Raw genomic sequence first — 12,893 nt, 5'->3', positions numbered from 1 at the left:
TGCTATACGCTCGAAGTCGAAAGCTTCGTACACCGCTGTGGCGCCCCCCATAACCTGGGCCGGGGGCTCAGTTCCCCCGTTTCTCTCCAGAAAGGTGCGGACCGGCGTGGCCGACCGTCTCATTGTCCGTGGCGCTCGCGAGCACAACCTCAAGAACGTCTCGCTCGACCTCCCCCGCGACTCCCTCATCGTCTTCACCGGGCTCTCCGGGTCGGGCAAGTCGTCGCTCGCGTTCGACACGATCTTCGCCGAGGGCCAGCGGCGCTACGTGGAGTCGCTCTCCTCGTACGCCCGGCAGTTCCTCGGCCAGATGGACAAGCCGGACGTCGACTTCATCGAGGGCCTGTCGCCCGCCGTCTCCATCGACCAGAAGTCGACCTCGCGCAACCCGCGCTCGACGGTCGGCACCATCACGGAGGTATACGACTACCTCCGGCTGCTCTTCGCCAGGATCGGCAAGCCGCACTGTCCCGAGTGCCACCGCCCGATCTCGCGCCAGTCCCCGCAGGCCATCGTGGACAAGGTCCTGGGCCTGCCCGAGGGCAGCCGCTTCCAGGTGCTCTCGCCGCTGGTGCGCGAGCGCAAGGGTGAGTTCGTCGACCTGTTCTCCGACCTCCAGACCAAGGGCTACAGCCGCGCCAGGGTGGACGGCGCGACCATCCAGCTCTCCGAACCGCCCACGCTCAAGAAGCAGGAGAAGCACACCATCGAGGTGGTCATCGACCGCCTCACCGTGAAGGACAGCGCCAAGCGCCGGCTGACGGACTCCGTCGAGACCGCGCTCGGCCTCTCCGGCGGCATGGTCGTGCTCGACTTCGTCGACCTCCCCGAGGACGACCCCGAGCGCGAGCGGATGTACTCGGAGCACCTCTACTGCCCGTACGACGACCTCTCCTTCGAGGAGCTGGAGCCGCGCTCCTTCTCCTTCAACTCGCCGTTCGGCGCCTGCCCCGACTGCACCGGCATCGGTACGCGCATGGAGGTCGACCCGGAGCTGATCGTCCCGGACGAGGAGAAGTCCCTCGACGAGGGCGCGATCCACCCCTGGTCCCACGGGCACACCAAGGAATACTTCGGCCGCCAGATCAACGCGCTGGCCGAAGCCCTCGGCTTCCGTACGGACATCCCCTGGGCGGGGCTGCCGCAGCGCGCCAAGAAGGCTCTGCTGCACGGCCACAAGATCCAGACCGAGGTCCGCTACCGCAACCGGTACGGGCGCGAGCGCGCCTACACCACCCCGTCCTTCGAGGGCGCCGTCCAGTTCGTCAAGCGGCGGCACTCCGAGGCCGAGAGCGACTCCAGCCGGGAGCGCTTCGAGGGGTACATGCGCGAGGTCCCCTGCCCGACCTGTGAGGGCACCCGCCTCAAGCCGATCGTCCTGGCGGTCACGGTGATGGACAGGTCCATCGCCGAGGTCGCCGCGATGTCCATCAGCGAGTGCGCCGAGTTCCTCGGCCGCCTCAAGCTGAACGCCCGCGACAAGAAGATCGCCGAGCGGGTCCTGAAGGAGGTCAACGAGCGGCTGAAGTTCCTGGTCGACGTGGGCCTGGACTACCTCTCGCTGAACCGTGCGGCCGGCACCCTGTCCGGCGGCGAGGCCCAGCGCATCCGGCTGGCCACGCAGATCGGCTCCGGTCTCGTCGGCGTGCTCTACGTGCTCGACGAGCCCTCCATCGGGCTGCACCAGCGCGACAACCACCGGCTGATCGAGACGCTGGTCCGCCTGCGCGACATGGGCAACACGCTCATCGTCGTGGAGCACGACGAGGACACCATCAAGGTCGCCGACTGGGTCGTGGACATCGGCCCCGGCGCCGGTGAGCACGGCGGCAAGGTCGTCCACTCCGGCTCGCTCAAGGAACTGCTGGCCAACGACAAGTCGGTCACGGGCCAGTACCTCACGGGCAAGAGGTCGATCCCCGTCCCCGACGTGCGGCGGCCCGTGGACCCCTCGCGGCTGCTCACGGTGCACGGCGCCCGGGAGAACAACCTCCGGGACATCGACGTCTCGTTCCCGCTCGGCGTGCTGACCGCCGTCACCGGCGTCTCCGGATCCGGCAAGTCGACGCTGGTCAACGACATCCTCTACACCCACCTGGCCCGCGAGCTGAACGGCGCCAAGTCGGTGCCCGGCCGGCACACCCGGGTCGACGGGGACGACCTGGTCGACAAGGTCGTCCACGTCGACCAGTCGCCCATCGGCCGTACGCCCCGGTCCAACCCGGCCACGTACACCGGTGTCTTCGACCACGTCCGCAGGCTGTTCGCGGAGACGATGGAGGCCAAGGTCCGCGGCTATCTGCCGGGCCGGTTCTCCTTCAACGTCAAGGGCGGCCGCTGCGAGAACTGCTCGGGCGACGGCACCATCAAGATCGAGATGAACTTCCTGCCCGACGTGTACGTCCCGTGCGAGGTCTGCCACGGCGCGCGCTACAACCGGGAGACCCTGGAGGTCCACTACAAGGGCAAGTCCATCGCCGAGGTGCTCGACATGCCGATCGAGGAGGGCCTGGAGTTCTTCGAGGCCGTCCCCACCATCGCGCGCCACCTGCGCACGCTCAACGAGGTCGGCCTCGGGTACGTGCGGCTCGGCCAGTCCGCGCCGACGCTCTCCGGCGGTGAGGCCCAGCGGGTCAAGCTCGCCAGCGAGCTCCAGAAGCGCTCCACCGGCCGCACGGTCTACGTCCTGGACGAGCCGACCACCGGTCTGCACTTCGAGGACATCTCCAAGCTGATCAAGGTGCTGTCCGGCCTGGTCGACAAGGGGAACTCGGTGATCGTCATCGAGCACAACCTCGATGTCGTCAAGACCGCCGACTGGGTCGTGGACATGGGCCCCGAGGGCGGCAGCGGCGGCGGCCTGGTCATCGCCGAGGGCACCCCGGAGTACGTGGCGGGCGTCCCCGCCAGCCACACCGGGAAGTTCCTCCAGGACATCCTGGACGCCGACCGGATCGGTGAGGCCGCCGTGCCGGGCGCCCGCAAGCCCGCGGGCAGGAAGGCCGTGAAGAAGACGGCCGCGGCTAAGTCGGCCTCCGCCACGAAGACGGCGACGGCCAGGACGTCCGCGGCGAAGAAGACGGCCGCCAAGAAGCCCGCCGCCAAGAAGACGGCGCGGGCCCGCAAGGCCTGACACCGGGCGTCCGGTCCGAGGTGGCGGCTCCCTCAGCGGGGCCGCCACCTCGCCGCGTTCCCGCCCCTGACCTGCCACGACCCGGCCGGAGCGGCCCGCGCGCGGAGACGTCCTTCTCCGCCGGTATCGTCGGTTACGTCACCGATGCCGCCGCCGCCCCGGGCAGCTCCGGCACGGTTTCCCCTGTGACCCCTCGACCCGTGGAGACCGCATGTCCGGCCAGCCCGCCGCCCGCCGCACCGTGCTGAAGGGCGCCGCTCTCGCAGGCGTCGCCGGGCTGGGAGCCGCCGCCTGCTCGACCGACTCGAAGCTCGGCCACGCCCAGACGCCGACCCCCACCGCCCCCGTCGAGCTCGGCACCCCGGACGAGATCCCCGTCGGCGAGTCCAAGCTCTACCGCGAGCAACGCGTCGTCGTGACCTGCCCGGCCAAGGGGGAGTTCAAGGCGTTCAGCGCCCAGTGCACCCACGCCGGCTGCCTGCTGGACCGGGTCGAGAAGAACGAGGGCCACTGCCCCTGCCACGGCAGCCTCTTCGACACGACGACCGGCAAGGCCGTGCACGGCCCCGCGACCGTGCCGCTGCCGGCCGTCCCGGTCCGCGTCGAGGGCGGAAAGCTGATCGCCGGCCCCAAGGCCTGAACCGGCCGGCCCTCCCGTCGCGGCGGCCCCGCCCTACTCCCAGTCCCAGTCGATCCCCACCAGCCCCGGCCGCACCCCCTGCTCCACCAGATGCACGGTCCGGTGCCGGCCGGTCAGCGTGAGGTCCGCCCGCGCGCCCCGGGGCGCACCCGCCGACGCCTGGGCGAAGCTGCGGCACCGCACCGGCAGCGCCTCCTCGTCGAACCCGACCTGGAGCACGTACTGCCCGCCGCCGAAGGTGAAGCCGCGCATGTACTCGCCGCACGGCCCGCCCGTACCGTCCTCGAAGCCGTAGCCGAACAGGTACGTGTCGCCCGCCCGCAGCCGGGTGTCGAACAGCAGCTCGGCGACCAGCACCCCCGTCTCCCGTTCCCAGCGGACCCGGCCCGTCCGGCAGTTCTCCCGGGCGTGCACCGCCACCCGCGCCGGATCGCAGCCCGGATCACCGACGTACACCGCGAGATAGCGGTCGATGCCGTCGCGGTGGGCGCGCACCACGTGCTGGGAGGTCCGGTGCTGCATCTGGCGGCCCGGCCCGATCCATACCCGCTCCTGCTGCCCCACCGTGTGCAGCCCGCCGTCCGCCGGTGACTCCATCCCCGCGAGCAGCCGCTCCACCGCCCCGGACGCCTCCACCAGCGAGCGGTAGGTGCGGGCGGGCGGACGGTCGGCGTCCGCGCGGGGCTCCTCCGCGCCCAGCAGCCCGAGCAGCGAGTTCACCGGCAGATCCAGGACCTCCTCCAGGGCCCTCACGGCCCGCAGCGACTCCGGGCGCTGCGGGCGGCGGGTGCCCTGCTGCCAGTAGCTCAGGCTCGTCACCCCGACCTTGACCCCGCGGTGCGCCAGATGGTGCCGGACCCGCTGGAGCGGCAGCCCGCGCACCGACAGGGCGGTGCGCAGGGCCAGGTGGAACGGTCCGGTGTGCAGCACCTGCGCCAGTTCGGCCTCGGTGTGCCGCATGGGTCCTCCAGGTGAACGTTCACGCCGGCCGGGCACGGGGCCGCGCCGGCGGGTGCCGGTCCGCAGGTGGTCGGGGGCGCGCGTTCACACCGGGGCCCCGGGTGTTCACACCGCGGTGTTCACCCGCATTCAAGCGTGTTGACCCGTCCCCGACAACGGTTGATGCTCCTCCACAGCGTCCGGACGCGCTCCTAGGAACCCCCACCCCCCGCCCCGGGAGGAACCCCATGCGCAACCGAAGAATCCGGCCGGCCCGGATATCGGTGACAGCCGTACTCGCCGCCGTGCTGCTCGCCGCACCCACGGCGAGCGCCACCGCCGCCGACCAGCCCCGCACCGCCACCGCCGCGGTCCAGGGCCGCACCGCCACCGCGGCGGCGCCCGACCGGACGGTGACCGCCCTCGCCGCCACCAAGCGGCTGAACATCACGATGCAGGCCCAGCAGAAGACCAACTGGTGCTGGGCCGCGTCCGGCAACACCGTCGCCACCTGGTACGGCCGCAACTACAGCCAGAACCAGTTCTGCAACGCCGCCTTCGGCCGCGCCCAGGGCTACGAGTGCCCCAACTCGCAGGCCGCGCTCGACAACGTCCAGAACGCCCTGTACTGGGCGGGCATCAGCCCCGGCTCGTACGTCAACGGCTGGCTGCGCTACTCCACCGTGCAGAGCGAGATAGCCGCCGGACGCCCGGTCGAGACCCGCATCCAGTGGTCCTCGGGCGGCGGCCACATGCACGTCCTGTACGGCTACGACGACGCCAACAGCCTCGTCTACTGGGGCGACCCCTGGCCCTCCAGCAACCGCTACAACTGGGCCTCGCACTCCTGGTACGTGAACAACAGCGAGTTCTCCTGGACCCACTCGCTCTACCGGATCGGGGCGTGACGGCATGATCTCCACCAGTTCCCCGGCCCGTTCCCTCGCCGCCGCCGTGGCCGCCGCCGGTGTGCTCGCCGGCGCGGCCCTGCTCGGCTCCGCCCCACGGGCGGCCGCCGCCGACGGCCCCGCGGCCGGCCCCGCCGCCCTGGCCGCGGCCCACGAGGCGGCCACCGACGCCACGACCCTGGACACGCTGTCCCGGTTCTTCGCCCGCGAGGGGGCCGTCACCGAGAAGGCCGCCGCTCCCCGCATCGAGGGCGCCGCCGTGCCCGTACGCACCCTGTCCGCGGAGTTCGTCGCGGGCCGGCCGGGCGCCCCCGTCGCCTCCCTCGACTACCTGGCCAGCACCGCGGTCTCCTCGGACGGGCAGAAGGCGTCGCTCTGGACCCTGCCCGAGCCCGGCAAGGACGGGGACTGGCAGGTGGTGAACATCGCCACCGGTGACGACGAGGCCCGCTACACCGCGGCGGGCGCCCGCAAGCTGCCCGGCGGCACCGTCTTCCACGAGCCCCAGATCGACGCCTGGTACGTGCAGAAGGGAGACCGGGTCCTCCCGCTCGACCAGGACGCCGTCCGGGCGGTCGGCAAGAAGGGGACGACCCTGTCCGCGTACCGCACCCGGGTCCACGCGGCCTACGCGGACAAGCTCCCCGGCTCCGCCTACGCCCGCAAGGGCGAGGCCGGCGGCTACGGGCCCGAGGCGAAGGAGCGCTCCGGCCCCGCCATCGCCGCGGCCTCCACCACCGGGACCGCACTGACCGCCGGTTCCCTCGCGGCCGCGGGCGGCGCCCTCGCCGTACTCGCCCTGTGCGGCACCACCGCCCTGCGCATCAGGAGCCGCCGCCGGACCGGCTGACCCGCCGGGCCCCACGACCCCGTGCTCCGGGACAGGCGACCCCACCCCTGTCCCGGAGCACGGCGACATCCGGGCACCCCGCGCTGTCACTGCCCGCAAGTAGGGTGGGAAGCATGGCAGACCCCTCCAGCTACCGCCCCAAGCCGGGACAGATCCCCGACTCCCCGGGGGTCTACAAATTCCGCGACGAACACCGCCGGGTGATCTACGTCGGGAAGGCCAAGAGCCTGCGCCAGCGCCTGGCCAGCTACTTCCAGGACCTCACCGGCCTCCACCCGCGTACGCGCACGATGGTGACCACGGCCGCGTCCGTGGAGTGGACCGTCGTCGCCACCGAGGTCGAGGCGCTCCAGCTGGAGTACTCCTGGATCAAGGAGTTCGACCCCCGGTTCAACGTCAAGTACCGCGACGACAAGAGCTACCCCTACCTCGCGGTCACGCTCAACGAGGAGTTCCCCCGCGTCCAGGTGATGCGCGGCGCCAAGAAGAAGGGCGTCCGCTACTTCGGCCCGTACGGACACGCCTGGGCGATCCGCGAGACGGTCGACCTGATGCTCCGCGTCTTCCCCGTCCGCACCTGCTCGGCAGGCGTCTTCAAGAACGCCGCGCGGACCGGCCGCCCCTGCCTCCTCGGCTACATCGGCAAGTGCTCGGCCCCCTGCGTGGGCCGCGTCGCCCCCGAGGAACACCGCGAACTGGCCGACGACTTCTGCGACTTCATGGCCGGCCGCACCGGGACGTACATCCGCCGCCTGGAGAAGGACATGATGGCGGCGGCCGAGGACATGGAGTACGAGCGGGCCGCGCGGCTGCGCGACGACGTCGGGGCGCTCAAGCGCGCGATGGAGAAGAGCGCGGTCGTCCTCGCCGACGCCACCGACGCCGACCTCATCGCGGTCGCCGAGGACGAGCTGGAGGCCGCCGTCCAGATCTTCCACGTGCGCGGCGGCCGGGTCCGCGGCCAGCGCGGCTGGGTCACCGACAAGGTGGAGAACGTCGACACCTCCGGCCTCGTGGAGCACGCCCTCCAGCAGCTGTACGGGGAGGAGAGCGGCGACGCCGTCCCCAAGGAGGTCCTGGTCCCGGCCCTCCCCGAGGACCCCGAGGCGGTCTCCCAGTGGCTCGCGGACCGGCGAGGCTCCCAGGTCAGCCTGCGCATCCCGCAGCGCGGCGACAAGAAGGACCTGATGGTCACGGTCCAGCGCAACGCCCAGCAGGCCCTCGGACTGCACAAGACCAAGCGCGCCTCCGACCTCACCACCCGCTCCCGGGCCCTTGAGGAGATCGCCGAGGCCCTCGGCCTGGACACCGCCCCGCTGCGCATCGAGTGCTTCGACATCTCCCACCTCCAGGGCGAGGACGTCGTGGCGTCCATGGTGGTCTTCGAGGACGGGCTCGCCCGCAAGGGGGAGTACCGCCGCTTCCAGATCAAGGGCTTCGAGGGCCAGGACGACGTCCGCTCGATGCACGAGGTGATCAGCCGCCGCTTCCGCCGCTACCTCCACGAGAAGGAGCGCGCGGGGGAGTGGGAGGAGACCCCCGCCGCCACGGGCCCGGTCCCCGCCCCCGACCCCGCCGACGGGACCGCCCCCGTCGCCGACGAGTCCCGCGAGGACGACGGACGCCCCAAGCGGTTCGCGTACCCGCCGCAGCTCCTCGTCGTCGACGGCGGGCAGCCGCAGGTCGCCGCCGCCAAGCGCGCCCTGGACGAGCTGGGCATCGACGACATCGCCGTCTGCGGCCTCGCCAAGCGCCTCGAAGAGGTCTGGCTGCCCGATGACGACGACCCGGTGGTACTGCCCCGCTCCAGCGAGGGCCTCTACCTCCTCCAGCGCATCCGTGACGAGGCGCACCGCTTCGCCATCACCTACCAGCGCGCCAAGCGGGCCAAGCGCATCCGCACCAGCCCCCTGGACGCCGTGGCCGGCCTCGGAGAGACCCGGAAACAGGCCCTGATCAAGCATTTCGGCTCCGTCAAGAAGCTGCGGCGGGCGACAATCGACGAGATCTGTGAGGTGCCCGGGATAGGCCGCAGGACCGCGGAGTCCGTGGCCGTCGCCCTCGCGGCGGCCGCCCCGGCCGCACCCGCCGTGAACACGGCCACAGGAGAGATCATGGAAGAGGACGACGGGGGCAGCACGACATGACCGAGCACGAACACGAACACGGGCACGACCGCACCGACCGAGCAGACGGAGCAGCACACGTGAGTACGGGCACCTCGACCGAGACGGGCGACACCGGGGCGGCCATCCCGGAGCTGGTGATCATCTCCGGCATGTCCGGCGCCGGACGCAGCACCGCCGCCAAGTGCCTTGAGGACCTCGGCTGGTTCGTCGTCGACAACCTGCCGCCCGCGCTGATCCCCACCATGGTGGAGCTCGGCGCCCGCTCCCAGGGCAACGTGGCCCGGATCGCCGTCGTCGTCGACGTGCGAGGCCGCCGCTTCTTCGACAACCTCCGCGAATCCCTCGCCGACCTGGACGCCAAGGGCGTCACCCGCCGGGTGGTCTTCCTGGAGTCCTCCGACGACGCGCTGGTCCGCCGCTTCGAGTCGGTCCGCCGCCCGCACCCCCTCCAGGGCGACGGCCGCATCGTCGACGGCATCGCCGCCGAGCGCGACCTGCTGCGCGAGCTGCGCGGCGACGCCGACCTGGTGATCGACACCTCCAGCCTCAACGTCCACGAGCTGCGCGCCAAGATGGACGCCCAGTTCGCCGGCGACGAGGAGCCGGAGCTGCGCGCCACGGTGATGTCGTTCGGCTTCAAGTACGGCCTGCCGGTCGACGCCGACCTGGTGGTGGACTGCCGCTTCCTGCCGAACCCGCACTGGGTCCCGGAACTGCGCCCCTTCACCGGGCTCAACGAGGAGGTGTCCGCGTACGTCTTCGACCAGCCGGGTGCCAAGGAATTCCTCAACCAGTACACGGAGCTGCTCCAGCTCGTCGCCGCGGGCTACCGCCGTGAGGGCAAGCGCTATGTGACCATCGCGGTGGGCTGCACGGGCGGTAAGCACCGCTCGGTGGCCATGTCGGAGAAGCTGGCGGCCCGGCTCGCCACGGAGGGGATCGAGACCGTGCTCGTACACAGGGACATGGGGCGCGAGTGACCAGTCGCAATCTGCGCCTGCGCCGGCTGCGGGGAGCGACGCCCACGCTCTCCGTGCGCAAGCGCGGCGCCCAGCCCAAGGTCGTCGCCCTCGGCGGCGGCATGGGCCTGTCCGCCTCCCTCACCGCGCTGCGGCGGATCACCGGCGACCTGACCGCAGTGGTCACCGTCGCCGACGACGGGGGCTCCAGCGGGCGGCTGCGCGAGGAGCTGGGCGTGCTGCCCCCCGGCGACCTGCGCAAGGCGCTGGCCGCCCTGTGCGGCGACGACGAGTGGGGCCAGACCTGGGCCCAGGTCATCCAGCACCGCTTCCAGTCCAAGGGCGACCTGCACGAGCACGCAGTCGGCAATCTGCTGATCGTCGCCCTGTGGGAACAGCTCGGCGACCACGTCCAGGCCCTCGACCTGGTCGGCAAGCTCCTCGGCGCGCACGGCCGGGTGCTCCCCATGTCCGCCGTGCCGCTGGAGCTCCAGGCCCTCGTCAAGGGGCACGACCCCGAGCGCCCGGAGGACGTGGACACCGTCCGCGGCCAGGCCACCGTCGCCCTCACCCCGGGCGAGGTCCAGTCCGTGCACGTCGTCCCGGCCGACCCGCCGGCCGTCCCCGAGGCGGTCGCCGCGGTGCGGGACGCGGACTGGGTGGTCCTCGGCCCGGGCTCCTGGTTCTCCTCGGTCATCCCGCACCTGCTCGTCCCCGAACTGCTGGACGCGCTGATCGAGACGAAGGCCCGCAAGGTCCTCTCGCTGAACCTCGCACCGCAGCCCGGCGAAACAGAAGGCTTCTCACCGCAGCGTCATTTGGAGGTTTTGGGACGACACGCCCCTAAACTCGCCCTGGACGTGGTGCTGGCCGACGAGGCCGCCGTGCCCGACCGCGAGTCCCTCGCCGACGCAGCAAAGCGGCTCGGTGCCGCGGTCGAGCTGGCGCCCGTGGCCTCACCCGACGGCGTTCCGATCCATGATCCGGAGCTGTTGGCCGCCGCGTACGACCGTATTTTTCGGATGCATGGAAGGATCGGCCCATGGCGATGACGCCGGCGGTGAAGGACGAAGTCTCTCGGCTTCCCGTGACCCGGACCTGCTGCAGGAAGGCGGAGGTCTCGGCGATTCTTCGGTTCGCGGGTGGACTCCACCTGGTGAGCGGCCGGATCGTGATCGAGGCGGAGCTGGACACCGCGATGGCGGCGCGCCGGCTCAAGCGGGACATCCTGGAGATCTTCGGGCACAGCTCGGAGCTGATCGTGATGGCCCCCGGCGGCCTGCGGCGCGGCTCGCGCTACGTCGTACGGGTGGTGGCGGGCGGCGACCAGCTGGCCCGCCAGACCGGACTGGTCGACGGCCGGGGCCGCCCCATCCGCGGCCTGCCCCCGCAGGTGGTCTCGGGGGCCACCTGCGACGCGGAGGCCGCCTGGCGCGGCGCCTTCCTGGCGCACGGCTCGCTCACCGAGCCCGGCCGCTCCTCCTCGCTGGAGGTGACCTGCCCGGGCCCGGAGGCCGCCCTCGCCCTGGTCGGCGCCGCCCGTCGGCTCTCCATCGCCGCCAAGGCCCGCGAGGTGCGCGGTGTGGACCGGGTCGTCGTCCGCGACGGCGACGCGATCGGCGCCCTGCTCACCCGGCTCGGCGCCCACGAGTCGGTGCTGGCCTGGGAGGAGCGCCGGATGCGCCGCGAGGTCCGGGCCACCGCCAACCGCCTCGCCAACTTCGACGACGCGAACCTGCGCCGCTCCGCCCGGGCCGCGGTCGCCGCGGGCGCCCGGGTCGGCCGCGCGCTGGAGATCCTGGGCGAGGAGGTCCCGGAGCACCTGGCGGCGGCCGGCCGGCTGCGCATGGACCACAAGCAGGCGTCCCTGGAGGAGCTGGGCGCCCTCGCCGACCCGCCGCTGACCAAGGACGCCGTCGCGGGCCGCATCCGCAGGCTCCTCGCGATGGCCGACAAGCGGGCCCAGGACCTGGGCATCCCCGGCACGGAGTCCACTCTCAGCGAAGAGCTGGCCGACGGCCTGGTCGGCTGAGCCGTACCGGCGGTACGCGCCCCGCGAGGGGAACGGCCCGCCGTCCCACGGGCGTTGACGCTGCGTAGTCGCCGCAGGAAGCGCCCGAGGGCGACCGGAAGCCCTTGCTCCTACTGGGGAGTAGGGGCTTTCCGCGTTCTTCCGGCCCCGCTCGATGTCACCCCGGCGGCTTCGGAGGGGTAGGGTCGTAGGCGGTCGGGGACATCCCATACAACTCGCCGGCGTCGAAAACCGGCGTACCTAACGAGGAGATCGGTTCGTGACGATCCGCGTAGGCATCAACGGCTTTGGCCGCATCGGTCGTAACTACTTCCGCGCGCTGCTGGAGCAGGGTGCGGACATCGAGATCGTGGCTGTCAACGACCTGGGTGACACCGCGACCACGGCCCACCTGCTGAAGTACGACACCATCCTGGGTCGTCTCAAGGCAGAGGTGAGCCACACCGCCGACACCATCACCGTCGACGGCCACACCATCAAGGTGCTCTCCGAGCGCAACCCGGCCGACATCCCCTGGGGTGAGCTGGGCGTCGACATCGTCATCGAGTCGACCGGCATCTTCACCAAGAAGGCCGACGCCGAGAAGCACATCGCCGGTGGCGCGAAGAAGGTCCTCATCTCGGCTCCGGCCAAGGACGAGGACATCACCATCGTGATGGGCGTCAACCAGGACAAGTACGACGCGGCCAACCACCACGTCATCTCCAACGCGTCCTGCACGACCAACTGTGTCGCCCCGATGGCCAAGGTTCTCGACGAGAACTTCGGCATCGTCAAGGGCCTCATGACGACGGTCCACGCGTACACCAACGACCAGCGCATCCTGGACTTCCCGCACTCGGACCTGCGCCGCGCCCGCGCCGCCGCCGAGAACATCATCCCGACCACGACCGGCGCCGCCAAGGCGACCGCTCTGGTCCTGCCGCAGCTCAAGGGCAAGCTCGACGGCATCGCGATGCGCGTCCCGGTCCCGACCGGCTCCGCCACGGACCTGGTCGTGACCCTCCAGCGCGAGGTCACCAAGGACGAGGTCAACGCCGCGTTCAAGAAGGCCGCCGACGACGGCGACCTCAAGGGCTTCCTGACGTACACCGAGGACCCGATCGTGTCCTCGGACATCGTCAGCGACCCGTCGTCCTGCACCTTCGACTCCTCCCTGACCATGGTCCAGGAGGGCAACACGGTGAAGATCCTCGGCTGGTACGACAACGAGTGGGGCTACTCCAACCGTCTCGTCGACCTCACCGTCTTCGTCGGCGGCCAGCTCTGAGCACGGCCGCACCGGCAGGCATCTCGATGTGAG

10 protein-coding genes are annotated in these 12,893 nt (G+C 71.5%); 9 read left to right on the top strand and 1 reads right to left on the bottom strand.

Annotated features, from left to right (window positions below; all coding sequences use genetic code 11):
- Window positions 1–106 precede the first annotated feature (106 nt).
- Window positions 107–3,133, top strand: a complete 3,027-nt coding sequence (gene uvrA, locus OG242_RS06440) for an excinuclease ABC subunit UvrA (RefSeq protein ID WP_405897220.1) — start codon at window positions 107–109, stop codon at window positions 3,131–3,133.
- A 211-nt stretch (window positions 3,134–3,344) separates the two neighbouring features.
- Window positions 3,345–3,773, top strand: coding sequence for a Rieske (2Fe-2S) protein (locus OG242_RS06435; RefSeq protein ID WP_093709344.1), 429 nt, complete (start codon window positions 3,345–3,347; stop codon window positions 3,771–3,773).
- 33 nt (window positions 3,774–3,806) lie between these two features.
- On the opposite strand, the gene OG242_RS06430 is transcribed toward OG242_RS06435, so the two are convergent.
- On the bottom strand, window positions 3,807–4,733 hold the full coding sequence (locus tag OG242_RS06430; protein WP_405897219.1) for a hypothetical protein: 927 nt from the start codon (window positions 4,731–4,733) through the stop codon (window positions 3,807–3,809).
- A gap of 227 nt (window positions 4,734–4,960) precedes the next feature.
- Between OG242_RS06430 and OG242_RS06425 the strand changes: the two genes are divergently transcribed.
- The 7 genes from OG242_RS06425 to gap all read left to right on the top strand — a co-directional run bounded on the left by OG242_RS06425 (window position 4,961) and on the right by gap (window position 12,860).
- Window positions 4,961–5,620, top strand: coding sequence for a papain-like cysteine protease family protein (locus tag OG242_RS06425; RefSeq protein ID WP_405897218.1), 660 nt, complete (start codon window positions 4,961–4,963; stop codon window positions 5,618–5,620).
- Between the two features lie 4 nt (window positions 5,621–5,624).
- Window positions 5,625–6,470 (top strand): hypothetical protein, encoded by an 846-nt coding sequence (locus OG242_RS06420; protein WP_405897217.1) that lies wholly within the window; start codon window positions 5,625–5,627, stop codon window positions 6,468–6,470.
- Window positions 6,471–6,583: 113 nt separating this feature from the next.
- The gene (uvrC, locus tag OG242_RS06415) at window positions 6,584–8,617 is read left to right on the top strand and encodes an excinuclease ABC subunit UvrC (RefSeq protein ID WP_405897216.1); all 2,034 of its coding nucleotides are present in this window, start codon (window positions 6,584–6,586) and stop codon (window positions 8,615–8,617) included.
- Window positions 8,614–9,579: an RNase adapter RapZ gene (gene rapZ, locus OG242_RS06410; RefSeq protein WP_405897215.1), complete on the top strand. Its 966-nt coding sequence runs from the start codon at window positions 8,614–8,616 to the stop codon at window positions 9,577–9,579. The genes uvrC and rapZ overlap by 4 nt, the downstream gene beginning before the upstream one ends.
- Window positions 9,576–10,610, top strand: coding sequence for a uridine diphosphate-N-acetylglucosamine-binding protein YvcK (gene yvcK / locus OG242_RS06405; RefSeq protein ID WP_405897214.1), 1,035 nt, complete (start codon window positions 9,576–9,578; stop codon window positions 10,608–10,610). Before rapZ ends, yvcK begins: the two co-directional genes overlap by 4 nt.
- Window positions 10,601–11,590 carry a DNA-binding protein WhiA gene (gene whiA / locus OG242_RS06400; protein WP_405897213.1) on the top strand — a complete coding sequence of 330 codons (990 nt, stop codon included), beginning with the start codon at window positions 10,601–10,603 and terminating at the stop codon, window positions 11,588–11,590. The genes yvcK and whiA overlap by 10 nt, the downstream gene beginning before the upstream one ends.
- Window positions 11,591–11,849: 259 nt before the next feature.
- Complete coding sequence (gene gap, locus OG242_RS06395) at window positions 11,850–12,860, top strand: type I glyceraldehyde-3-phosphate dehydrogenase (protein ID WP_405897212.1); 1,011 nt, start codon at window positions 11,850–11,852, stop codon at window positions 12,858–12,860.
- The last annotated feature ends 33 nt before the right edge of the window (window positions 12,861–12,893 follow it).

This window comes from Streptomyces sp. NBC_00727 (assembly GCF_045161745.1).
In the GTDB taxonomy this organism is placed as follows: domain Bacteria; phylum Actinomycetota; class Actinomycetes; order Streptomycetales; family Streptomycetaceae; genus Streptomyces.
This window is presented reverse-complemented; position numbering and strand designations above follow the sequence as displayed.

Excerpts from the sequence above, each read along its gene's own strand:
- OG242_RS06435 (WP_093709344.1), top strand. The coding sequence starts at position 3,345 with ATGTCCGGCCAGCCCGCCGCCCGCCGCACCGTGCTGAAGGGCGCCGCT.
- OG242_RS06430 (WP_405897219.1), bottom strand. The coding sequence starts at position 4,733 with ATGCGGCACACCGAGGCCGAACTGGCGCAGGTGCTGCACACCGGACCG.
- OG242_RS06425 (WP_405897218.1), top strand. The coding sequence starts at position 4,961 with ATGCGCAACCGAAGAATCCGGCCGGCCCGGATATCGGTGACAGCCGTA.
- OG242_RS06420 (WP_405897217.1), top strand. The coding sequence starts at position 5,625 with ATGATCTCCACCAGTTCCCCGGCCCGTTCCCTCGCCGCCGCCGTGGCC.
- uvrC (WP_405897216.1), top strand. The coding sequence starts at position 6,584 with ATGGCAGACCCCTCCAGCTACCGCCCCAAGCCGGGACAGATCCCCGAC.
- rapZ (WP_405897215.1), top strand. The coding sequence starts at position 8,614 with ATGACCGAGCACGAACACGAACACGGGCACGACCGCACCGACCGAGCA.
- whiA (WP_405897213.1), top strand. The coding sequence starts at position 10,601 with ATGGCGATGACGCCGGCGGTGAAGGACGAAGTCTCTCGGCTTCCCGTG.